General features: G+C 64.0%; 23 protein-coding genes. 11 read left to right on the top strand and 12 right to left on the bottom strand.

All coding sequences use genetic code 11. The features are described from left to right. Positions 1–2 precede the first annotated feature (2 nt). Positions 3–956: a DnaJ C-terminal domain-containing protein gene (locus tag GGQ88_RS05190; RefSeq protein WP_183612074.1), complete on the bottom strand. Its 954-nt coding sequence runs from the start codon at positions 954–956 to the stop codon at positions 3–5. 76 nt (positions 957–1,032) lie between these two features. Between GGQ88_RS05190 and pdxH the strand changes: the two genes are divergently transcribed. The 3 genes from pdxH to GGQ88_RS05175 are packed head-to-tail and all read left to right on the top strand — an operon-like array spanning position 1,033 to position 3,449. Then, on the top strand, positions 1,033–1,656 hold the full coding sequence (pdxH, locus tag GGQ88_RS05185) for a pyridoxamine 5'-phosphate oxidase (protein WP_183612073.1): 624 nt from the start codon (positions 1,033–1,035) through the stop codon (positions 1,654–1,656). Between the two features lie 12 nt (positions 1,657–1,668). After that, positions 1,669–2,628, top strand: coding sequence for a cation diffusion facilitator family transporter (locus tag GGQ88_RS05180; RefSeq protein WP_183612072.1), 960 nt, complete (start codon positions 1,669–1,671; stop codon positions 2,626–2,628). 8 nt (positions 2,629–2,636) lie between these two features. Continuing rightward, positions 2,637–3,449, top strand: coding sequence for a PhzF family phenazine biosynthesis isomerase (locus GGQ88_RS05175; protein WP_183612071.1), 813 nt, complete (start codon positions 2,637–2,639; stop codon positions 3,447–3,449). Between the two features lie 414 nt (positions 3,450–3,863). Here the strand turns inward: GGQ88_RS05175 and GGQ88_RS05170 are convergent, their stop codons facing one another. Continuing rightward, positions 3,864–4,988 carry a serine hydrolase domain-containing protein gene (locus GGQ88_RS05170; RefSeq protein ID WP_183612070.1) on the bottom strand — a complete coding sequence of 375 codons (1,125 nt, stop codon included), beginning with the start codon at positions 4,986–4,988 and terminating at the stop codon, positions 3,864–3,866. Positions 4,989–5,019: 31 nt separating this feature from the next. On the opposite strand from GGQ88_RS05170, the gene GGQ88_RS05165 reads away from it, so the two are divergent. Beyond that, complete coding sequence (locus GGQ88_RS05165) at positions 5,020–5,388, top strand: hypothetical protein (RefSeq protein WP_246385552.1); 369 nt, start codon at positions 5,020–5,022, stop codon at positions 5,386–5,388. Between the two features lie 7 nt (positions 5,389–5,395). Here GGQ88_RS05165 and mnmA read toward each other — a convergent pair whose 3' ends face one another. After that, positions 5,396–6,544 carry a tRNA 2-thiouridine(34) synthase MnmA gene (gene mnmA, locus GGQ88_RS05160; RefSeq protein WP_183612069.1) on the bottom strand — a complete coding sequence of 383 codons (1,149 nt, stop codon included), beginning with the start codon at positions 6,542–6,544 and terminating at the stop codon, positions 5,396–5,398. A gap of 133 nt (positions 6,545–6,677) precedes the next feature. Here mnmA and GGQ88_RS05155 point away from each other — a divergent pair, with 133 nt between their 5' ends. From GGQ88_RS05155 to GGQ88_RS05130, 6 genes are all read left to right on the top strand, one after another. Then, positions 6,678–7,016 carry a hypothetical protein gene (locus tag GGQ88_RS05155; RefSeq protein ID WP_183612068.1) on the top strand — a complete coding sequence of 113 codons (339 nt, stop codon included), beginning with the start codon at positions 6,678–6,680 and terminating at the stop codon, positions 7,014–7,016. Between the two features lies 1 nt (position 7,017). Continuing rightward, the gene (gene sciP, locus GGQ88_RS05150; RefSeq protein WP_183612450.1) at positions 7,018–7,317 is read left to right on the top strand and encodes a CtrA inhibitor SciP; all 300 of its coding nucleotides are present in this window, start codon (positions 7,018–7,020) and stop codon (positions 7,315–7,317) included. A gap of 378 nt (positions 7,318–7,695) precedes the next feature. Then, a complete protein-coding gene (locus GGQ88_RS05145) occupies positions 7,696–8,889 on the top strand; it encodes an efflux RND transporter periplasmic adaptor subunit (protein ID WP_183612449.1) in 1,194 nt (397 codons plus the stop codon). 6 nt (positions 8,890–8,895) lie between these two features. After that, complete coding sequence (locus tag GGQ88_RS05140) at positions 8,896–12,114, top strand: efflux RND transporter permease subunit (protein WP_183612067.1); 3,219 nt, start codon at positions 8,896–8,898, stop codon at positions 12,112–12,114. Between the two features lie 140 nt (positions 12,115–12,254). Further along, the gene (locus GGQ88_RS05135; RefSeq protein ID WP_183612066.1) at positions 12,255–13,460 is read left to right on the top strand and encodes a DUF445 domain-containing protein; all 1,206 of its coding nucleotides are present in this window, start codon (positions 12,255–12,257) and stop codon (positions 13,458–13,460) included. Then, a complete protein-coding gene (locus tag GGQ88_RS05130) occupies positions 13,457–13,993 on the top strand; it encodes a GNAT family N-acetyltransferase (protein ID WP_183612065.1) in 537 nt (178 codons plus the stop codon). Before GGQ88_RS05135 ends, GGQ88_RS05130 begins: the two co-directional genes overlap by 4 nt. 118 nt (positions 13,994–14,111) lie before the next feature. Here GGQ88_RS05130 and groL read toward each other — a convergent pair whose 3' ends face one another. The 3 genes from groL to GGQ88_RS05115 all read right to left on the bottom strand — a co-directional run bounded on the left by groL (position 14,112) and on the right by GGQ88_RS05115 (position 17,604). Next, positions 14,112–15,758 carry a chaperonin GroEL gene (groL, locus tag GGQ88_RS05125; RefSeq protein ID WP_183612064.1) on the bottom strand — a complete coding sequence of 549 codons (1,647 nt, stop codon included), beginning with the start codon at positions 15,756–15,758 and terminating at the stop codon, positions 14,112–14,114. Between the two features lie 47 nt (positions 15,759–15,805). Next, positions 15,806–16,093: a co-chaperone GroES gene (gene groES / locus GGQ88_RS05120; protein ID WP_183612063.1), complete on the bottom strand. Its 288-nt coding sequence runs from the start codon at positions 16,091–16,093 to the stop codon at positions 15,806–15,808. Between the two features lie 134 nt (positions 16,094–16,227). Then, positions 16,228–17,604 carry an MATE family efflux transporter gene (locus tag GGQ88_RS05115; RefSeq protein ID WP_183612062.1) on the bottom strand — a complete coding sequence of 459 codons (1,377 nt, stop codon included), beginning with the start codon at positions 17,602–17,604 and terminating at the stop codon, positions 16,228–16,230. Between the two features lie 140 nt (positions 17,605–17,744). On the opposite strand from GGQ88_RS05115, the gene GGQ88_RS05110 reads away from it, so the two are divergent. Next, positions 17,745–19,112, top strand: coding sequence for an ATP-binding protein (locus GGQ88_RS05110; RefSeq protein ID WP_343057096.1), 1,368 nt, complete (start codon positions 17,745–17,747; stop codon positions 19,110–19,112). A gap of 86 nt (positions 19,113–19,198) precedes the next feature. Here the strand turns inward: GGQ88_RS05110 and rplL are convergent, their stop codons facing one another. The 6 genes from rplL to GGQ88_RS05080 form a co-directional block, all read right to left on the bottom strand. Next, positions 19,199–19,570, bottom strand: coding sequence for a 50S ribosomal protein L7/L12 (gene rplL, locus GGQ88_RS05105; RefSeq protein WP_183612061.1), 372 nt, complete (start codon positions 19,568–19,570; stop codon positions 19,199–19,201). Positions 19,571–19,633: 63 nt separating this feature from the next. Then, complete coding sequence (gene rplJ / locus GGQ88_RS05100) at positions 19,634–20,146, bottom strand: 50S ribosomal protein L10 (RefSeq protein WP_183612060.1); 513 nt, start codon at positions 20,144–20,146, stop codon at positions 19,634–19,636. A 305-nt stretch (positions 20,147–20,451) separates the two neighbouring features. After that, the gene (locus tag GGQ88_RS05095) at positions 20,452–20,664 is read right to left on the bottom strand and encodes a helix-turn-helix domain-containing protein (RefSeq protein ID WP_183612059.1); all 213 of its coding nucleotides are present in this window, start codon (positions 20,662–20,664) and stop codon (positions 20,452–20,454) included. Further along, entirely contained in the window at positions 20,664–21,194 is a 531-nt protein-coding gene (locus tag GGQ88_RS21640) for a DUF2975 domain-containing protein (protein ID WP_183612058.1), read from the bottom strand. Before GGQ88_RS21640 ends, GGQ88_RS05095 begins: the two co-directional genes overlap by 1 nt. 18 nt (positions 21,195–21,212) lie before the next feature. Next, the gene (locus tag GGQ88_RS05085) at positions 21,213–21,365 is read right to left on the bottom strand and encodes a hypothetical protein (protein WP_183612057.1); all 153 of its coding nucleotides are present in this window, start codon (positions 21,363–21,365) and stop codon (positions 21,213–21,215) included. A gap of 168 nt (positions 21,366–21,533) precedes the next feature. After that, positions 21,534–22,340, bottom strand: coding sequence for a hypothetical protein (locus GGQ88_RS05080; protein WP_183612056.1), 807 nt, complete (start codon positions 22,338–22,340; stop codon positions 21,534–21,536). Positions 22,341–22,571 lie beyond the last annotated feature (231 nt).

Genomic DNA, 22,571 nt, shown 5'->3' with positions numbered 1-22,571 from the left:
CCTCAGACTCCCAGGTTGCTACGCAGGTCTCGCGTGTCCTGCCAACCCTCGAGCCGGGCGATCAGATCCGAATTTTCTGAAGGAATATCAATCTGCAACGTCACCAGCTGATCACCGCGCGTGCCGTCCTTGCGGGTAAACCCCCGGCCTTTGAGCCGCAGTGTGCGCCCACTCGACGTTCCGGGCGCGACGGTCAGCATCACTGGACCATCCACCGTGGGCACTTTGACCTTCGCGCCGTGGACCGCTTCTGACAGGCTGATCGGCAGATCGAGCCGGATGTTGTCGCCATCGCGCTCATAGAACTGATGGCTGCCGATCTCGATGCTGACGATGGCGTCGCCATTGCCGCCGGGCCCTGCCTCGCCCTTGCCGGTCAGGCGCATCTGCTGGCCGTGCTCCAGACCTGCAGGCAGCTTGAGGTCGATGGTCTTGCCATCGGACAGGGTGATGCGCTGGTTGGCGCGGGTCGCGGCGTCGACGAACGAGACCTGCAGTCGGTAGCTGATGTTCGCGCCCTTGGGGGGAGGGCCGCGGCGGGCACCACCGCCCATTCCGCCCATTCCAGCAGGACCGCCGCCGCCCATGCCGCCGCGCCCACCGAACAGGCCTTCGAAGATGTCGCCGATGTCGATGCCTTCGGCAGCGCCACCGAAACCGCCTTCGAACCCGCCATCGTGGCGGAAACCGCCCTGGCTGCCGCGTCCTCCGCCAAAGCCGCCGAACCCGGCAGGATTGCCGTCGGCATCGATTTCGCCCCGGTCGAACTTGGCCCGCTTGTCCTTGTCGGACAGCAGGTCATAGGCGGTGGTCACTTCGGAGAAGCGTTCCGTTGCCTTGGGATTGTCCTTGTTTTTGTCCGGGTGCAGTTCCTTGGCGAGTTTGCGATAGGCGGACTTGATGTCCTTCTCGCTTGCGCTGCGCGGAACCCCGAGGGTCGTGTACGGATCGGCCATAACCCCTAGCTAGGATTAACCGCGCCTGCCCGCAAGGTTGCCTTTCCTGCGCGCGCTTGTCGGAGTAGATCGGGGCATGCACGATTCAGAACAGACCGCAGCAAGCGCCGATGCCATCCCCCACGCCGATCCCTTTGCGATCTTCGAAAACTGGTTCGCACAAGCGCGCGTATCCGAACCGAACGATCCCAACGCGATGGCGCTCGCCACCGCCACGCCTGACGGTCATCCCTCGGTGCGGATGGTCCTGCTCAAGGGCCACGGACCCGATGGCTTCGTGTTCTATACCAACCTGCACAGTCGCAAGGGGGGGGAACTGCAGGCCAATCCCCACGTCGCGCTGCTGTTCCACTGGAAGTCGCTGCGCCGCCAGATCCGCATCGAAGGCCCGATCACCCCGGTGACCGAGGCAGAAGCCGACGCATACTTCGCCAGCCGCCACCCCGAATCGCGGCTTGGCTCGGCGGCCTCCGACCAGTCGCGCCCATTGCCCGACCGCCAGACCTATCTCGACCGCGTCGACGAATTGCGTGCCCAATATCCGGAAGGAGACATCGGCCGTCCGGCGCATTGGTCGGGCTACCGGGTCACCCCGTCCGCGATCGAATTCTGGCAGGACCGCGATTTTCGCCTGCACGAACGCCGCCGCTTCGTCAGCGACGGGCAAGTCGGCTGGACCAGCACCCTGCTTTACCCCTAAGGCACGGCAGATATGGACCAGACCCACGCCAACCTGAACCGCCGCGCGGCGCTTGCCAGCATATCGGTGGCAATGCTGCTTGTTGGCCTGAAAGTCTGGGCGGTCATCTCGACCGGGTCGGCGGCGATGCTCGGCAGCCTTGCCGATACCGCGCTCGATCTTGTCGCCAGTCTCGCCACGCTGCTCGGCGTGTGGGTCGCCTCGCAGCCCGACGACCACAATCACCGTTTCGGCCATGGCAAGGCAGAGGCGCTGTCGGCAATGTTCCAGGTCGTGCTGATCTCGATCTCGGCGATCGGCCTCGCCTTCCGCGCGATCCAGCAGTTCTTCGGCGGTGCACAGGTGGCGGAGGCCGAATCGGGCGTACTTGTCTCGGCCATCGCGCTTGGGGCCACGTTTGCGCTGCTGGCCTACCAGCGGCATGTTATCAAGCGGACCAACAGCCTCGCGATCAGCACCGATAACGTTCATTACAAATCCGACCTGTTTCTCAACGTCGCGGTGATCGCCGCACTGCTGCTCGATACTTATGCCGGTATTCGCGGGGCCGATGCGGTTTTCGCATTCGGCATTGCGCTGTGGTTGGCGTGGGGTGCGTGGGGCGCGTCGCAAGCGGCGATAGAGCAGTTGATGGATCAGGAATGGCCGGTCGAGAAGCGCGAGCGGTTTCTCGAGGTCGTCTCGCAGCATCCCGAACTCAAGGGCCTCCACGACTTGCGCACCCGCACCAGCGGCAACCGCGATTTCGTGCAGTTCCACGTCTGGGTCGATGGCCGCATGACCGTCACCGAGGCGCACCGCGTCATGGACGAGATCGAGGACAAGCTGATGGCCGAATTCCCCGGCGTCGAAATCCTGATCCATCCCGATCCCGAAGGTCTGGTCGACGAAGACACGATGGGTGCGGAAAATCTGCTCGCCGATGCGGATGAAACCAGCCCGGCGCTCCTCGCGCAGGGCGCCCCGAACTGAGGTAACCCGTGCAAAAAGTCCCCTACTTCCATGTCGATGCGTTCACCGGGCAACCGTTGCGCGGCAATCAGGCGGCAGTGATGGTGCTCGAAGCGTGGCCCGATGACGCGATGTTGCAGGCGATCGGCGCGGAAAACCTGTTCGCCGAAACTGCGTTTCTGGTGCCGAGCCTCGCTGGCCCCGCCGATTTCGAACTGCGCTGGTTCACGCCCACGGTCGAAGTCGCGATGTGCGGCCACGCTACGCTGGCGTCGGGTCATGTCGTGCTGGGGCAGGACCCGATGCGCGGGCGCGTGACCTTCGCCACGCGCAAGGCAGGCGTGCTCGAAGTCGCGCGCGATGGTGAGCGCTACGCCCTCTCGCTGCCCGCGATCCGCACCACGCCCGGATCGTTCGACGAAGCAGTGCAGATGCTCGGCGCGGCAGCACCGACCGAAGTCTGGCAGAGCGACCAGGGCTACAACATCTTCGTTTACCCGAACGCCGAGGACGTCCGCGCCTTGTCGCCCGATTTCAAGGCATTGCTTGGCTACGGCGATGCCCAGTTCATCGCCACGGCCCTCGGCACAGGCGATGCGTGCGGCGCCGACATCGTCAGCCGCGTGTTCGTGCCCGGTGGTGGGATCGACGAGGACGCAGCGACAGGCTCCGCCCACGCCGCGCTCACGCCCTATTGGGCGGCGAAGCTCGGACGACACGCCTTCACCGCCCATCAGGCATCGGCACGAGGTGCGGACTTCGCCTGTCGGCTGGATGGCGACCGCGTCTTGCTCGGCGGGCAGTGCGTGACGGTCGTCGAGGGCCTGTTCACGCTGCCGTAAAGCTGGACGGCGTGGATGCGTTCAGACCTGCGCAACTGTCGGGAATTGGCTTACTGTTGGGATAAGTTGGGCGACCTGGATTGGGGAGTTAGCGGAAGTTCAAAAGTGCTTGGATCAGCAACGCAAATCCCGCGAAGCCACACCCTCCAATGAACGTCCAAAACGTCCTAGGATCGCTGTCGCTGTCGATACTGGAACCATCGCGGAGAGTGATCCGCCGAGCCAATCCACCGAAAAGGGATGTAGCCAGCAAGGCGACGGCAAGTATCCAGTTCAGATGACCACCGGGCTCCATTTGCCGAATATCGCGCGTTCAGCGAAAGTTCGCAATGGCGTCGTCTCCTGACAAGCAGCTTTTGGTGAGAAGCATCGCAAAGCAGCCATCCCGGTAGCCCTTCGCAATCGCCCCACACCCTAGCGATACAGCGCCACAATATCCGCAAGGCCATCGACCACCGCGTCCGTCCGGTCGTCCTGTGTCTTGCCGAGCCGCACGACCACCAGCCCCCGGCTCGGGCTTACCAGCACATATTGGCCGAGGTGCCCGATGCAGCCGAACAGGTCTTTCGGGCCGCGGTCGGGGAACAGCGACGCGTCGCCGTTGGTCGGTTTGCGGTTGAGCCAGACTTGCGCGCCGTACTGCGCTTCTCTTGGCGATGGCGTCACCATGAAGTCGATCCACTGGCGCGGGATGATCTGTGCGCCGCGTACCGATCCCTTGTTGCGCAGAAATTCGCCGAATCGCGCCCAGTCGCGCGCGGTGCCGTGGATCAGCGAGCCGCCGACCAGCGTTCCAGACTCGTCGAATTCGGGCAGCATCGACTTCATCCGCGCAGGCTCGAACAGCCGCGTGCGCAAGTAGTCCGACACCGCACGGCGGCGGCTCTCCGGGTCGGGCGCTGGCGACAGCACGCGCGCGGCCAGATCGGCGAGGATCACGCTGCTCGCGGTCGAATATTCGAACTTGCGTCCCGGCTCTGCCTCGAGCGGCTGGTCCTCGGCATAGCGTGCCATGTTGTCGCGCCCGTCGAGGAACAGCATCCGCACTTCGTCCGATTCGTAGATCGGGTCGATCGCCTCGGAATGGCGCAGGCCCGAGCGCATCTGGAGCAACTGGCGCAAGGTGATCTCGCCACGCGGATCGCCCGAACGCTGCCATGCCGGGACGGGCGCGGTTTCGTCGAGCCGCAGGCGTCCGTCCGACACCAGCATCCCGATCATCACCCCGGTCACCGTCTTGGCCATCGACCAGCTGACGAAGCGCGTGTTCTCGTGATAGCCCTGCGCATAACGCTCCGCGACGATCCGCCCGTTCTTCATCACCACCACGGCGCGGGTCTCGGCTGCGTCCTCGGCAAACAGCGCATCGACCGCGCGGGCGAGTTTTTCGCGGCCCACGCCCGGGTCTTTGACGACCGCCTTCATCGCCTGTTCTGACAGCGGCGGCGGCGCGTCGGGCGCGTTCGTCCCCCGCGAACATCCCGCCAGCACTGGCAGGACGGCAAGCGTCAGGATAAGGGAAGTCAAGCGGCGGACCATCGGGTCCGTCCTTCAACCAGAACGCGCACCGATGGCAACCGGCAACAACCATTCCCCCACAGCTCCGTCACTGACCGTCGCACCCCGCCGCAACTGGCGGTTGCGCTTGGCCTTGATCGGCTTGGGCCTGATTGCGTTGCTGTTCGTGGTGTTCCTGTCACCCCTGCGCAGTTATGCGACCACCGGCGCAAGCTACGGCGCGCGCGTCGCCTGTTCGTGCCGCTTCGTCGGCGGGCGCGGGCTTTCGGACTGCGCCAAGGATTTCGAGCCCGGCATGGAACTGGTGACCTTGAGCGAGGACACGCAAGCCCGCAGCGTCACCGCGCGCTTCGGACTGGTCGTCAGCCAGACCGCGACTTATCGCGAAGGCTGGGGCTGCGTGCTGGAACCGTGGAAGTAACCGACGCTCAGCCTTCCCAGTTTTCAGTCGAATCGATCCAGCCGCCGCCGATCACCCGCTCGCCCGCATAGAGCACCGCCGCCTGACCCGGTGCGACGCCGTATTCCGGCTGGTCGAAGCGGATCGTGGCGCTGGCACCATCGCCGAACGCGCCCTCGAGCCTCACCGGCACCGGCTTGGCCATCGAGCGCACCTTGGCGGTGAGCGGCACATCGGGCAGAGGGCCGATTCGGTTGGTCTCGGTGATCGTGGCGCTGGCCACTGCCAACATCCTGCGCGGTCCCACCATGACGCGCCGCCCCGGCGCATCGAGGCCGATCACGAACAGCGGCTCGGGCTGTCCGCCGATCTCCAGACCGCGGCGCTGACCGACGGTATAGTGGATGATCCCGCGATGCTGCCCGATTACTTCGCCCGTCGCCGCATGCACGATCTCGCCCGGCGCATCGCCTTCGGGCCGGACCGCCCGCACCACCTTGGCGTAATCGCCGTCGGGCACGAAGCAGATGTCCTGGCTGTCGGGCTTTGCGGCGACCGCAAGCCCCAGTTCTTCGGCAATCCGGCGTGTGTCGCTCTTGGGCAGGCCACCCAGCGGAAAGCGCAGGAATTCGAGCTGCGCCTCGGTCGTGCCGTAGAGGAAATAGGACTGGTCGCGCGCAGGATCGCTTGCCCGGTGCAGCTCGGGGCCTGCCGCACCGACCACGCGCTGGACATAGTGCCCGGTCGCAAGGCAATCGGCACCCAGTTCGCGTGCCATCGCGAACAGGTCGGTGAATTTCGGCCCCATGTTGCAGCGGACGCACGGTATCGGTGTGCGGCCGGCAAGATAGTCGTCGGCGAAGCGCTCGACGACATCCTGACGAAAGCTCGATTCGTGATCGAACACATAATGCGCGATGCCCAGCCGGTCGGCGACGGCGCGCGCATCGCGGATGTCGTCGCCTGCACAGCATGCCCCCTTGCGCCCGGTTGCCGCGCCATAATCGTAAAGCTGCAGCGTCACGCCGATCACTTCGGCACCGCTTGCGGCTGCGATTCCGGCGACGACGGAGCTGTCAACGCCTCCTGACATGGCCACGACGATCCGCTTGCCCGCCAGCGGCTGCGGCAGGTCGAACAGTTCGGCCAGGTCGGGAAGGGCGGAAATCACGGACATCGCATGGCCCATAGGCGTTTTGGGCCGCGTGGCAAAGCTAGGCCGAACGATCAGCCTGCGATCATGTACAAAAGTTAAATGCGTCCTTTACCGGACCTTAGCTGTCTGCCCCCTAGAAGGGTCGGCGATGGACATGAGCTTCGAAAATCAAGGGCTGTTCGCCCCGGCCGAAACCGGCCCCGGTCTGCGCCGGATGACCTGGCACGAGCTGTGCTCGCGCATCGCTGCGGTGCAGGACTTTCGCCGTCTGATGGGGAGTTCGGGAAACAGCGAAATCACACCGTCGACCGGCAGCTTCGACGGGCGAACCGCGCGAATCATTGCGTCGGGGTTTTCGGGCGTTCCGGCGCAATCCATTGAAAATGAAGGTCTTGTTAACCCAACCTCTTCAGTGAATGGCAAAGCCGATCCGGCACACCTTGACGGACAGATGACCGGCGTGCGGTCCAGCCGCGCTGATGTACGAGATTGACATGATCGAAAACCAGAAAATCCGCCCGTCGCAAGTGATCGGCCCCTTGGGCGAACCGCTTACGATTGACAACCTGCCGCCGCCATCGACCACGCGCTGGGTCGTGCGCCGCAAGGCTGAAGTGGTCGCTGCCGTCAATGGCGGGCTGCTGACCATCGACGAGGTTTGCGAGCGTTACAACCTGACGCTCGAGGAGTTCGCGTCGTGGCAGCGTGCGGTCGATCGCTCGGGGATGCAGGGTTTGCGCGTCACTCGCATCCAGCATTATCGCGATCTGTACGAGCGCCAGCTCAAATATTGAGCGCACACTTCATGCGCTTGAATGTAGCGGCCGCTTCCTTCGGGTAGCGGCCGTTTTTGTTACACCGCAACCAAGCTTGTCTTCCCACGCGATCAGGAGTCTTCTTGCGCACCAGTGTACGTGGCTGAATCGATTGCCGAAGGGTGCCCGCGCGTTACAATAAGTTACAGATGCAAGAAAGACACGCCCTCCAATTCGGCTTAAGTCCTTTGGCGAGACTGAATTGCCAGTTGTCCGTAGGGGGGCTATTGCCGCGCCATGATCGCCACTCAGGTGGCGCCGCGGTGCTTGCGACAGGTGGATTACCAGTGTAATACACCCCGTCAAGCAAACAGGGGCCCGCCCTCGCACCGGCTCGGGACGAAGGCAGTGACAGACATGAATTACGAAACGACCATCGATGCCGACAGCGCCCTTGCGCTGGAACCTCTTCCGACAAGCGAAAAGCGCTCGACGCGTCGCAAATGGATCATCGGAGTTGGCGCAGCACTCGCGCTGGGGCTGGCTTGGTGGTTGATGCACGATTCCGGCGCATCGGATGCTGTCGCCAAGCCACAGGATCAGGTTGTTACGGTCATCGTGCCGGGCAAGGCGACGATCGTCGGGACCATCACGGCCAGCGGCACCCTTGCCGCGCGTCGCGAAATGCCGGTCGGCGTCGCGGGCGAGGGCGGACAGGTCGTGCAGGTGCTTGTCGACGCGGGTGACTGGGTGCGGGCAGGGCAGGTCCTCGCAGTGATCGACCGCTCGGTGCAGACCCAGCAGATCGCCAGCCAGTCGGCCAATATCGCAGTGGCAGACGCAGATGCGCGGCTCGCACAAGCCAACCTCGACCGCGCGCTCAAGCTGGTCGAGAAGGGGTTTATTTCCAAGGCCGATATCGACCGCCTTACCGCCACGCGCGATGCGGCCGTAGCCCGCGTGCGTGTCGCTCGCGCGGGTCTTGGCGAGCTCGGCGCCCGTGCCGCGCGGCTCAACATCGTCGCCCCTGCCGCCGGCCTTGTGCTGACCCGCGCGGTCGAGCCTGGCCAGGTGGTGGGCGCAGGCAGCGGCGTGCTGTTCTCGCTTGCACGCGATGGTCAGCTCGAAATGCAGGCACGGCTGTCCGAAGCCGATATTGGCCGCCTCGCGGTCGGTAACAGCGCGGAGGTCACTCCCGTCGGCACGACGCGCGTGTTTACCGGGCAGATTTGGCAGCTTTCGCCCACGATCGACCAGCAATCGCGCGAAGGGATTGCCCGTATTGCGCTGAACTATGACGCAGCTCTGCGTCCGGGCGGCTTTGCCAGTGCAACCTTGCGCTCGGGCACGATCACCGCACCGCAGCTCCCGGAATCGGCGATCATGAGCGATGACAAGGGCTCGTTCGTTTACATCGTCGGCGATGACAAGAAGGCGCAGCGCCGCGACGTCAAGACCGGTGAGGTCAGCGCCAGCGGCATTGCGGTGGTGCAGGGCCTTTCGGGCAACGAGCGCATTGTCCTGCGTGCAGGTGGGTTCCTCAATGCAGGCGATCGGGTCCAGCCGGTTGTCGCACAGCCCGCTGCTTCCCAGCCTGCAGCGTCGAAGTAACGGTTGATGAACTTCCAGAACATTTCGGCATGGTGTATCCGCAACCCGGTCGTACCCATCGTCCTGTTTCTCGGCCTGACGCTGGCGGGTCTTGTTTCCTTCTCGCGGATGAAGGTCCAGGACAACCCGGACATTGAGTTCCCGATCGTGATCGTCTCGATCGCGCAGCCGGGTGCCGCGCCGACCGAGATCGAAAACCAGATTACCCAACGCGTCGAATCCGCCGTGCGCTCGATTGCCGGTGTCGACACGCTGACCTCGACCGCGTCCGAAGGCAACAGCCAGACGACGATCCAGTTCAAGATCGGCCAGGACATCAATTCGGCGGTCAACGAGGTCAAGAACCAAGTTGACCAGGTCCGTAGCGACCTGCCCGAAGGCATTCTCGAACCGCAGGTGTTCAAGCTCGAAACGTCGTCGCAGCCGATCGCCTATTTCGCGGTCGCGGCTGACGACATGACGCTTGAGCAGTTGTCGTGGTTCATCGACGATGCGGTCGCAAAGCGCCTGCTGACGGTCCCCGGGATGGCCGAAGTCAGCCGCTCTGGCGGGGTCAATCGCGAGATCGCGGTGACGCTCGACCCGATGCGGATGAACTCGCTCGGGGTTACCGCCAGCCAGATCAACGCGGCCTTGCGACAGGTCAATATCAACGCGGCTGGTGGGCGGACCGAAGTTGCCGGTTCGCGCCAGTCGGTTCGCGTGCTCGGTAACGCCAAGACCGCATACGACCTCTCGCAGACCGAGATCGGCCTGTCGAATGGTCGCACGGTCCGCCTGTCTGAAGTTGCCGATGTCAGCGACAGCTTCAGCGAACTGACGTCGATCGCCAAGTTCAACGGCAAGGCCGTTGTCACCTTCTCGATGTCGCGTGCGCGCGGCGAATCCGACGTCTCGGTCTACGACGGCGCTGTCGCCGAGATGCGCAAGCTCGAGGCCGAGCAGGGCGGCAAGATCCACTTCGTGGAACTGTTCACTTCGGTCAAATATACCAAGGATCAGTACCGCTCGTCGATGAATGCGATGGTCGAGGGCGCGGTTTTGGCGGTCATCGTGGTGTTCTTCTTCCTGCGCGACTGGCGCGCGACGATCGTATCGGCCGTCGCCATCCCGCTGTCGGCTATCCCCACATTCTGGGTGCTCGACCTGATGGGCTTCACGCTCAACCAGATGTCGCTGCTGGCGCTGGGCCTGGTCGCAGGTGTGCTGGTCGATGACGCGATCGTCGAGATCGAGAATATCGTCAGACACATGCGCATGGGCAAAAGTGCGTATCAGGCCTCGATCGACGCTGCCGACGAGATCGGCCTTGCGGTCGTCGCCACAACCTTCTCGATCGTCGCGGTGTTCTTCCCGGTCGCGCTGATGCCGGGCGTATCGGGCCAGTTCTTCAAGAACTTCGGCCTCACCGTCGTGATCGCGGTGCTGTTCTCGCTGCTCGTCGCGCGCATGATCACCCCGATGATCGCTGCCTACTTCCTCAAGGCGCATGGCGAAGCCGAACATGGTGGCGGGCCGCTGATGGACCGCTACATGAAGGTCCTGCACTGGTCGCTCGATACGCAAAAGGCCCGCGACTATCGCGCCAGGCATCCACGCCGCCGTTTCCTTGCGCGCCTGCGTGACCACCGCGTGTGGATGATGGGGATCGGCATGGCTGCGCTGCTGCTGTCGGTTGTGCTGGGGGCATCGATTCCGATGCAGTTCTTCCCTGATACCGACAGCGATTCGAGTCAGGTCACGATCGAGATGGTGCCCGGCACCACGCTGGTGCAGACCGAACGCAAGGTCGCCGAAGTCGTGTCGATGCTGAGCAAGGAGCAGGAGGTACTATCTTCGCTCGCCGCGGTGCGTGAGGCAAAGGCGGATATCTATCTCAATCTGCGCGAGAACCGCGAACGCACGAGCCTGGTGTTCGAGCGGGCGCTGACGCCGAAGCTGCAGACCATTTCCGACGTGCGCGTGAACTTCGCGGCGCAAAACGGTGGCGGGCCGGGCGGAGGTTCGGGACGCCCGATCTCGATCATGCTTGCCGGGGCCAATCCCGAATTGCTGCAGAAGACCGCCCAGACACTGATCGAGCAGATGGGTGCGATCAAGGGGCTGGTCGCGCCGAGAGTCAGTGCCGATTTGCGCCGCCCCGAAATCGTCATCCGGCCCCGGCTGGATCTGGCCGCCAATCTTGGCGTCACCACACAGGCGTTGAGCCAGGTGATCCGTATCGCGACGCAGGGCGAGATTGACCAGAACAGCGCCAAGTTCTCGCTTTCGGACCGTCAGGTGCCGATCCGCGTGAAGCTGCCGGTTGCCTCGCGCCGTGATCTCAGCACGCTCGAAAGTCTGCCGGTGCCGACCGCATCGGGTGGCTCGGTGCCGCTGTCGCGCGTTGCCGAGATAACCTTCGGTTCGGGTCCCACGCAGATCCAGCGCTACAATCAGAACCGCCGCGTCTACGTGGGGGCAGACTTGGGACCGGGCGTGGCCAAGGGCACCGCGATGTCCCAGATCATGGACCTGCCGATCATGAAGAACCTGCCGCAGGGCGTGTCGAACACGGCGGCGGGCGAGGACAAGTTCCAGGCCGAAATGCTGCGCAACTTCATGATCGCGCTGGGCGCGGGCGTGATGCTGGTGTTCTCGGTACTGGTGCTGCTCTACCACCGCTTCATCTCGCCCCTGGTCAACATGGGTTCGCTGTTCCTGGCACCGCTGGGCGGACTGATCGCGCTCCTCATCACCGGGAATTCACTGTCGCTGCCGGTGTTCATCGGCATCCTCATGCTGTTCGGCATCGTCGCCAAGAATTCGATCCTGCTGATCGACTTCGCGCTCGAGGAAATGGCGACGGGCAAGAGCAAGCTCGATGCGATCATCGAGGCCGGACACAAGCGTGCGCAGCCGATCGTGATGACCACGGTTGCCATGGTGGCGGGCATGATCCCGACGTCGATCGCGCTGGGCGGCGATTCGGGCTGGCGCGCGCCGATGGGCATTGTCGTGATCGGCGGTCTGATCCTGTCGACGCTGCTGACCCTGCTGATCGTCCCGGCTGGCTTCAGTCTGGCCGATGGACTTGAGAAGCGTATTGGCCCGTGGCTGGCACGCAAGGTGCTTGGATACGAGCCGGGCGACGGGGCGGAGGCAACGAGCGAAGACCGCGATCGGCCACAGCCCTATCGACCCGCAGGGAACGATGCCGCCGGTGGGGCATTCCCGGCGGAGTGAACGCAGGCGCGCCCGATCCTGCCGGGACTACGATTCCGGCCGAAGCCCGACCTATCGGGTCGGCATCCGTTCGGCCAAAATCGTCACTGCGGCCGGTATTGGCCGGTAGGTCCGCGGTGCCGGTAGACCGCGCCCGGCGCATGCGGCTCATCGCAACCTGCCTGCTTGTTCTGATGGCCGCGCTGTTCCTTGCCGCCCGGCAGTTCGAGCCAGTCCACCCCGCAATCGGCTTCGTCCGCGCCTTTGCCGAAGCAGCGATGGTCGGTGGGCTGGCCGACTGGTTCGCGGTAACCGCCCTGTTCCGCCACCCCCTCGGAATTCCGATCCCCCACACCGCGATCATCCCCGAAAACAAGGACCGCATCGCCGATACGATGGCGGCGTTTCTGCAAAGCAATTTCCTCACGCCGCAAGTCGTGGCGCGGCGCATGGGCGCGGTAAACGCGGCGGCAGCGGCGGGCGCGTTCCTGGCCGATCCACGCACCGGCGAAAGCCGCCTGCGCGATGGCGCGGCGGGCCTCATTGCCGATATCCTCGAATCGCTCGATCCTGAAGAGCTTGGTGGCCTCGCCAAGGGCGCCTTCCGCCGACAGCTCGAGAAGATCGACCTTGCACCCTTGCTCGGCAATCTCATCGGCGCTGCGATTGCCGATGGCCGCCACATGGCGGTGATCGAAAGTGTTGTCCGCAAGGCCGCCGAAACGATCGAGGCCAACGAGCCGCTGATCAAGACGATGATCCACGAGCGGGCCAACACGATCCTGCGCTGGACCGGGCTCGACGAAAAGCTCGCCAACGCGGTGCTCGATGGCCTTTACAAGATGCTCGCCGAAACCCTCGTCGTCCCCGACCACCCCTTGCGTCGCAAGATCGAAGAGGGGCTGGAGACGCTGGCGCATGATTTGGTCCACGACGATGCGATGCGCGACAAGGTCGAGCGGATGAAGCTTGAGGTGCTTGCCAACCCGGCCTTCGCACGCTGGCTCGATGGCCTGTGGGAGCGTGGCCGGACACGCCTGCTGCACCTCGTGCGCAATCCGCAAGGCGCGCTGGGCGGTGGCTTCGGTGCGAGCCTTGCCGAACTCGGCCTTGCCCTGCAGCGCGACGTGCGTCTGCAACGCGTGGTCAATCGCTTCGCCCGCCGCACGCTGGTCGGCGTATCGACGCGCTACGGCGCGCAGATCGTCCGGCTCGTATCCGAAACCGTGAAACGCTGGGATGCACGGACGGTAACCGACCGGATTGAGGGCGCGGTCGGGCGCGATCTGCAGTTCATCCGGATCAACGGGACGCTGGTCGGCGGGCTGGTCGGCCTGTTGCTCCACGCGCTGGATCTGGCGCTTTGATCAAGCTGCCCCGGATCGAGACTGAGCGGCTGATCCTCGATGTTCCCGATCGTGACGGATACCTGCTGTTGCGTGATCTTCACGCCGATCCCGAAGTGCATCGCTATCTCGGCCCGCCTGCCGATGACCCGACGACCGACATGTTCTCGCGCGCGCTGCACGGTGCAGGCTCGTGGCTGCTTTACGGCTACGGCATGTTCATGGTGTGGGAGAAGGACAGCGGCGCGTTCGTCGGGCAAGTCGGCGTGTTCCACACGATGCGCGGCTTCGGCAAAGGCATGGACGACGTGCCCGAAGCGGGCTGGATCGTGGCTCGCCAGTATTGGGGGCGTGGCTATGCATTTGAGGCGATGCGCGCAGCGCTCGAGTGGTTCGAACAGAGCGCCGGCCCGCAGCGCATCACCTGCATGATCGAACAAGGCAACGATGCGTCCTTCGCGCTCGCCAAACGGCTTGGTTTCGTACGATACGGCGAACATGTCGTGGAAGACGACATCATCCTCGATCTGCTGGAGCGGCGGGTCAGGCCTTAGGACTAGCGCGTCGTGGCCTGCCAGTGCCGGTCGCCTGGAACAGCATAGTAGCACCAGAAAAAGGGCCGGAAGGATTGCTCCCCCGGCCCCGTTTCTGTCAGCGTATGGATGCGTGGACTTAGAAGTCCATGCCACCCATGCCGCCCATGCCGCCGCCGGGCATGCCGCCCATGGCAGGCTTGTCGTCCGGCTTGTCGCTGATCGCAGCTTCCGTCGTGATCAGCAGGCCCGAAACCGAGGCGGCGTCCTGCAGCGCAGTACGAACAACCTTGGTCGGGTCGATCACGCCGGCAGCCTTGAGGTTCTCGTAAACGTCGGTCGAGGCGTTGAAGCCCTGGTTCTCGTCGTTTTCGCGAAGCAGGTTGCCAGCGACAACCGCACCGTCATGGCCTGCGTTTTCGGCGATCTGGCGCAGAGGCGTCTGGATCGCGCGGCGCACGATGTCGATGCCCTTGGTCTGGTCGTCGTTCGCGCCCTTAAGGCCTTCGAGAGCCTTGGTTGCATACAGCAGAGCCGTACCGCCACCGGGGACGATGCCTTCTTCAACCGCAGCGCGGGTAGCGTGGAGAGCGTCATCGACGCGATCCTTGCGCTCCTTGACTTCGACTTCGGTAGCACCGCCGACCTTGATCACGGCAACGCCGCCAGCAAGCTTGGCAAGGCGTTCCTGCAGCTTTTCACGGTCGTAGTCCGAAGTCGTGACTTCGATCTGCGCGCGGATCTGGTCGACACGGCCCTTGATCTCGTCGGTCGAACCGGCACCATCGACGATCGTGGTGTTGTCCTTGTCGATCGTGACCTTCTTGGCCTGGCCGAGCATGCCGAGCGTGACGGTTTCGAGCTTGATGCCGAGATCTTCGGAGATCATCTCGCCAGCGGTCAGCGTGGCGATATCGCCCAGCATCGCCTTGCGACGGTCACCGAAGCCCGGTGCCTTGACGGCAGCGATCTTGAGGCCACCGCGCAGCTTGTTGACGACCAGCGTTGCAAGAGCTTCGCCTTCGATGTCTTCGGCGATGATCAGCAGCGGACGGCCCGACTGCACAACTGCCTCGAGGATCGGCAGCATCGCCTGCAGCGACGACAGCTTCTTCTCGTGGATCAGGATGTACGGGTTCTCGAGCTCGACCGTCATCTTCTCGGCGTTGGTGATGAAGTACGGCGAGAGGTAACCGCGATCGAACTGCATGCCTTCGACGACATCGAGTTCGAATTCGAGGCCCTTGGCCTCTTCAACGGTGATCACGCCTTCCTTGCCGACCTTTTCCATGGCCTGGGCGATCTTTTCGCCCACTTCCACGTCGCCGTTGGCCGAGATGATGCCGACCTGTGCGATTTCGGCCGAACCGGTAACCGGGGTCGAACGCGACTTGAGGTTTTCGACGACCTTGAGGACGGCGATATCGATGCCGCGCTTCAGGTCCATCGGGTTCATGCCGGCAGCGACCGAGGTCATGCCTTCGCGAACGATCGCCTGTGCCAGAACGGTGGCGGTGGTGGTGCCGTCACCGGCTGCGTCGTTGGCCTTCGAAGCCACTTCGCGCAGCATCTGGGCGCCCATGTTCTCGAACTTGTCCTTGAGTTCGATTTCCTTGGCGACGGTAACGCCGTCCTTGGTGATGCGCGGCGCGCCGAAGCTCTTGTCGATCACGACGTTGCGGCCCTTGGGGCCGAGCGTGACCTTGACTGCATCAGCGAGAATGTCGACGCCGCGCAGAATGCGTTCGCGGGCGTCACGGCCGAACTTTACGTCCTTGGCTGCCATGTTGATTTCCTTTGAAGAATTGTTTCGGTTTCAGAACAGCGAAGTGATCAGCCGATCACGCCGAGGATGTCCGATTCCTTCATGATCAGCAGGTCTTCGCCGCCAACCTTGACTTCGGTGCCCGACCACTTGCCGAACAGGACACGGTCGCCGACCTTGACGTCCATCGGGGTGATCGTGCCGTTTTCGGCGCGGGCGCCCGAACCGACGGAGACGATTTCGCCTTCAGCGGGCTTTTCCTTGGCGCTGTCGGGAATGATGATCCCGCCTGCGGTCTTTTCCTCAGCTTCGACGCGACGTACCAGCACGCGGTCGTGCAACGGACGGAATGACATGGGTTTCTCCCTCTTCCATACTAAAAATGGGGCTTGGCACTCTCATGGTGAGAGTGCCAGCGGGGCGGGATATGGGAGCATGTCCCGGTGCCGTCAATGGCGTTGCACGAGATTCTTTGCACGCAGATGAACGTTCAGGCTGGCAGGAGCCCCAGCCGCGCCCGGTTGCGCCAGCGCCACAAGTTCAACGTGGCAACCACCACCAGCCCGACCATCAATCCGATCCACACGCCCAGCCCGCCAAGCGGCGTGTAGAGCCCGAGCCACAGCGCAGTGCCGATACCCGGCACCCAGTATCCGAACAATGCGAACCCCATTGGAACGCGGGTGTCCTGCAAACCACGCAATAGCCCTGCGCCGACCGCCTGTGCGCCATCGAACAACTGGAACGCGGCGGCTACAACCATGTACTGAATGGCGAGCACCACCATTGCGGCATTCTGCGGCGCGTCAGGGTCGATATAGATGCTCAGGATCGCATGGGGTGCAAACAGCATGGCACTAGCGGTCAGCACCATGAAGCCGATGCCGAGCACGATGGCCACGCGCCCGGCGCGCGCAATTGCTGCCCGGTCGCACGCGCCGAACGCCAGCCCGACGCGGATCGTTGCCGCCTGCGCCACGCCGAAAGGCACCTGAAACGCGATTGCGGCGAATTGCAGCGCGATCGTGTGCGCGGCCAGTTCGACCTCGCCGATCCGGCCCATCATGAATGCTGCACCATTGAACATCCCGGCCTCGGCGATGATCGTCGCCATGATTGGCAAGCCGATGTGCAGGACGTCGCGCAGGCGTTTCCATTCGACCTTCCACCAGCGGCCCATTAGGCGATACCGGCGCAGGCGGCGGTCGGTCCGGATCACGACGACGTACGCCAGCAGCATCGCACAGGACGTTACGACGCTGGAGACGGCCGATCCCCGCAAACCCATTTCGGGCATGCCCAGATTGCCGAACACGAACAGCCAGTTGCCCAGCGCGTTGATTGCAACCGCCATGCCGGTGATCGCCGTGCCGATCCCGGGACGGCCCATCGTGGCAACGAAAGTCCGCAACAGCGCGGCCATCACGGCCGGGACCGCCGCCCACATCAACACGCCAAGGAACGGAACGGCCAGCGCGATCACGTCTTCCTGCTGCCCTGTCACGCGCATCAGCGGCTCGCCCAGCAGGCACACACCCATCGCAAGAACTGCCGCGAGCATCCCCGCCCAGCCGGTCATGCGGACAGTGCGGCGGACTTCGCGCACGGCGTGAGCGCGGCGGCCGAGTTCGGCGGCGACCAATGGAGCGACCGCACCCACAAGCCCGGACAGGCTCCAGATCAGCAGGCCGAACAACGCGATCGACAAGGACGATGCGGCCAGCGCCACCGGCCCCAGTCGCGCGACGAACACCACGTCCACCGCGAACACCGCCATCTGCAGCAGGTTCGCGCCGACCATCGGCGCAGCGAGGCTGAGCATCGCGCGCAATTCGTCGGTCCAGTGGAGAGGCGGCTTTTGGAACATGGGGCACGCGCCATAGGGCGGGCGCGGACGCAAGGAAAGAAGAGTCGTCTATCGTCAAGGGCTGGCGTCGCATGTCTCAAATCGTGTCTGCGCGTACCCGTCGGTTGACCGCGATCCCAAGCAGTGACAGCGTTGGCGGCATGGAAAGGATGCCCACGCAGGCTCGATGGGCCGCGCGCGAGCCGCGTTTTGGCCCCAACCTCTCGCGGCTGGCCGTGCGCGCCGCGACTTTGCTGCTGCTGCTTGCGGCAGTGCAGGCGCTTGCCAGCCTGCTGTTCTACAATGCCATCGACAAGGAAACCCTGCGCGAGGATCACGCCCGCCGGGTTGCCGAATTGCTGGTAGTCAGTCAGCGCGTGCATGATGTCGCGCCGCAGGAACTGGCGCGGACGATGTCGACCGGGCACCTCGAAGTCATGCTGGCCGACAAGCCGCACGTGGTGAGAGGTCCGAAGGACGAGGCAGTCGACGAAATCCGCAGCCACATCCTGCGCTGGGAACCGGCCCTGGCAACACAGGCGATGGTGCTGGGGATCGAGCCGTCGCGGCGCGGGTATCGTGATCTGGTCGGCTCGATGCAACTTGCGCAGGGAACCTGGCTCAATTTCCGCTCGCGAGACATCAGTTCGCGCTGGCCGATCGCCTGGCGCGCGATGGTGCTGACGCTGGTCACGGCCGGGCTTGGCCTTGCGCTCGCGCTGTGGTCGCTGCGGATCATGACGCGGCCCTTGCGTGAACTGACCGATGCCGCCGATGCGATCGGGCAGGGGCAGGTCGTGCCTGTGCGCGAGAGCGGTTCCGACGACTTGCGCAGTCTTGCCCGGTCGATGAACGCCATGCAGGCGCGGATCGCGGCGATGCTCGAGGATCAGGCGCGCTCGTTCGAGGCGATCAGCCATGACTTGCGCACGCCGCTGTCGCGCGTGATGATCGCCGCCGATCTGATCGACGATGCCGAGATTGCCGGGTTGACGCGTGATAGCACGGCGGAAATGGAGGCGATGCTGATGTCGCTCCAGCAGTACCTGCGCGCCCAGCATCTGGCTGCCACGCCCGAGTTGGTCGACCTCGACGTGGCGCTCGCAGATCTGCTCGAGGGGTCTTTTCCCGGACAGACGAGGCTCGAAGCAGGGGCGGGCGCAACGGTCTGCACCTATCGCGAACCCTTGCTGCTCGCGCTGCGGGCGCTGGTCGAGAACGCGATACATCACGGCGGCTTTGCCGAGGTGAAAGCCGGGCGGGACTCCGACGGCCACTGGATTATCACGATAGAGGATGCAGGCCCCGGCATTCCCGAAGACCAGTTCGAGCGCATCCTCGCGCCGTTCTATCGGCTGGATGAGGCACGGGCGCGTGACACGGCGGGCTTCGGGCTGGGCATCCCCACCGCGCATCGCTTGCTGCAGCGCTTCGGCGGAGGACTTTCCTTCGCGCGCGCGTCAGGTGGTGGTCTGGCGGTGCGGGTGAGCGTGCCGATGGCTGAGGAGGTCGACGTCCCCGCCATTTGATCGCGCGCACGAAAAAGGGCGGAGCCGAGGCCCCGCCCTTCCCATCCGCGAGCGCTTCAAGACACCCGCGAAACTGGTCGAGAAGATTACTTGATTTCGACGGTGCCGCCGGCTTCTTCGATCTTCTTCTTGATTTCTTCGGCTTCAGCCTTGTTGACGCCTTCCTTGATGGCCTTGGGAGCCGATTCAACGAGGGTCTTGGCTTCGGTCAGGCCGAGCGAGGTGATCGCGCGGACTTCCTTGATGACCTGGATCTTCTTGCCACCGTCGCCGGTGAGGATCACGTCGAATTCGGTCTTCTCTTCAGCGGCTTCAGCAGGAGCAGCGGCAGGTCCGGCAACCGCAACAGCGGCAGCGGCGGAAACGCCCCAAGCTTCTTCGAGAGCCTTGGCAAGGTCGGCGGCTTCAAGAACGGTCAGCTTCGACAGTTCGGCAACGAGATTGGCGATGTCAGCCATGATGTATCACTCCTGATTTGATGGCGTCCGGCAGCACTGCCACCGGGCGGAATTCGAACAGTCTTATGCGGCTTCCTTGGCGTAGGCGCCGAAGACGCGAGCCAGCTTGGCTGCCGGAGCAGTGGTAAGCTGAGCGATCTTCGTGGCCGGAGCCTGGATGAGGCCGATGAGCGTGCCGCGCAGTTCATCGAGGCTCGGCATCGTGGCAAGTGCCTTGATCCCGGCTTCGTTGAGAACCTGCGAACCCATTGCACCACCGACGATTTCGATCTTGTCGGTGGTCTTGGCGAACTCGACCACTGCCTTGGCGGCAGCAACCGGGTCGGCGGACGCCGCGATTGCGGTAGGGCCGGTGAACAAGTCCACCAGACCTTCGTAATCGGTGCCCGCGACGGCAAGCTTGGCAAGACTGTTCTTCGCAACCTTGTAGGTAGCACCCGCTTCACGGATCTTGTTACGCAGGACAGTGGACTGGGCCACCGTCATGCCGAGGTTGCGGGTGATGACCACCGCGCCGGCCTCGGAAAAGACGCCGTTAAGGAATGCGACCGATTCGGCTTTCTGCGAACGATCCATGCCTAACTCCTTCACAATGGCCGTACGGGAGAGTCCCGGACGGCCGGCTACGTTGTCGGTGGCCCGAAGACCACCGGCTAAGTCCGTTGACAAGGGAAGGAGGTGCGCTGGCGAAAAGCCGGACGCTGCAGGCATCGCGTTCCGGTTCAGGAGCGAGACGGCTGTAAAAACTCTTTTCCCCGCCTGGGTTGGGAATTAAGCGCAGGCAAACCCTGCACACCAACTGTCTCGGACGGATGATCGGCAAACCAAAGGCCCGCCGGTCGGGACGGGCCTCTGGTGGAAATGCGGCGTTGAGTCAAGCGTTACTCGGGCCCGGCACTGTATCCCAGCACATCGCCGGGCTGGCAATCGAGCTCGCGGCAGATCGCCTCGAGCGTCGAAAAGCGGATCGCCTTGGCCTTGCCGGTCTTGAGGATCGACACGTTGGCCAGCGTCAGGTCGATACGTTCGGCCAGTTCGGTCAGGGTCATGCGGCGGGCGTGAAGCAAGTCGTCGAGTTTGACATGGATGGGCATCACACGGTCCCTTCCAGATCTTCGCGCATTTCTGCCCCGGTCTTGAACACCCGTGCCAGAATGAACAGCACCAGCGCCAGCAGCAGGCCATTGGTCGAGACCTCGCCGGTAACCTGGATGTCTCCCACCTCCTGCATCGCGTTCTCGATCCACACGGCAAGCGCGCCGATCGGGACCGCCACCAACTGGCAGGCGAGCGCTAGCCACGCCATGGTCCTCAACCGGGCGGCGTTGTCGGGGATGAACGGATCGCCCTGCTCGACCGTACGGACGATGGCCCGCAGACTTTCAGCAAAGCGGTAGGACAGCATCAGCAAACCGGCGATCAGCGGCAGCAGCAGCAGGATCGCCCAGTAGGCCTCGGCCGGCGCGCCGTTCTCAAGCAGTTTGGCGGTGACGACGCTCTTCATCACGAGCAGGGCGGCGGCGCCGATGCCGAGCCCGACGATGCCGATTACGAACATGATCATGGTGATAGTGAGCAGCACCTTGGCAATGCCGAGGAGCGGGTCGGAGCGGAATGTGGACACGGACTTCTCTCCTTGAGGTCAGGCGGCAAGCGGCAAGGCGTAAGTTGCCGCAACCGGACCATCGGCGGAGAGGGACGCGCCACCGCCCGACCTCGCCGCGGGCAACCACAGCGTGGCGGCCAGCAACAGCGAAGCGAGCGCGGCTGCGTACGTGGGGCGGGACAGTGACATTGATCGTTCTCCGATACGGTCGGTATCGATATTCAATAAGGTCGATTCGGTTTATCGTCAATCAATAATATCGAAAAACAATATGGGTCCACAAAGAAGAACGGCCCCTCCCGGAAAATCCGGAAGAGGCCGCACTCTCCGCCACGACGTGGCGACGGGCGAAGGGGGTTAGAGAGATGCAAGCACACGGTGATCCTGCAACGGGCGCTCGGAATATTGCGGAGCGCGGATCGATGCGGGCTCCTGCGCCGTCTTCGGCATCGACTGCACGATCAGGCGGGCACGACGGCGACGCGCCTTTGCCGACGTGAACGGATTCGAAGCGTCAGGCTGCGCGGCGACCATGCGATTGATCAGCTCGGCGCGATCGTCAGCCGAAGCCGGGGCTGCGCTGTTCGCCATCATCGGCGCAGCAGCAGGACGTTCGGTCACGACCGGACGCTCGGCCATTGGACGCGTGGCCGGGCGGTTGACCATGGGCGGCACGAAATCGGCATCGGCTTCCCAAGCACGGCGGCGACGCGTCATGGCAAGGCCTATACCGCCCAGCACCAGCAGAGTTGCGGCTGCGCCAACCGGCAATGCCCAATCTGGGGTATCGCTCGTCGCTACCGCAGCAGCAGGAGGAGGTGCAACTTGCGCTGCGGGCACGGGTTCGACCGGCACGGGCTGCGCTGTCACCGGCGCAGGAGCGCGATCGACAACAGGTGCCGCAGCAACCGGCGCGGCTGCTTCAACCGCCCGCGCAGTACGCGGCGCTGTCGACGCCGCGCGCGGAGCACGCGTCGGCGGGGGCGCTACCGTCTCGGCAACGACCGGAGCCGCCGGGGTGGCAGCCGGGGATGCCGGTGCTGCCTCAGGCAGGACGATCGTCGGAGCGGCAGGCGGCGGCGTGGCCGGAGCAGCGGTTACAGGCGCAGTCGGTACCGTGATCTGCACGGCTTCCTGCGCACGGGCCATTCCAGTGGAAAGCATCAACATGGCTGAAACCGCCATGATGTTGCGGGGCGATATGTTGAGGTTCGTGTTCATATGAGGAGAACGCGACGAACCGTTTTCCGGCCCCGTAAAGGCGATGAAATGAGCTGTTCCTGCTTACGAGCCGACGCTTAACCCTTGTTTGTTCCTCTTACGCGGATGCCGTTTCGTCGTCTGTTCATCTAGCAGAAAGGCGCGGCGATAGTATCGGCAACGACCGCCGACGAA

Origin of the sequence: Novosphingobium hassiacum, from assembly GCF_014196055.1 — a bacterium.
GTDB classification, from domain to species: Bacteria; Pseudomonadota; Alphaproteobacteria; order Sphingomonadales; family Sphingomonadaceae; genus Novosphingobium; species Novosphingobium hassiacum.
Note: the sequence above shows the minus strand (reverse complement) of the source record. Positions and strands in the feature narration are given on the sequence as shown.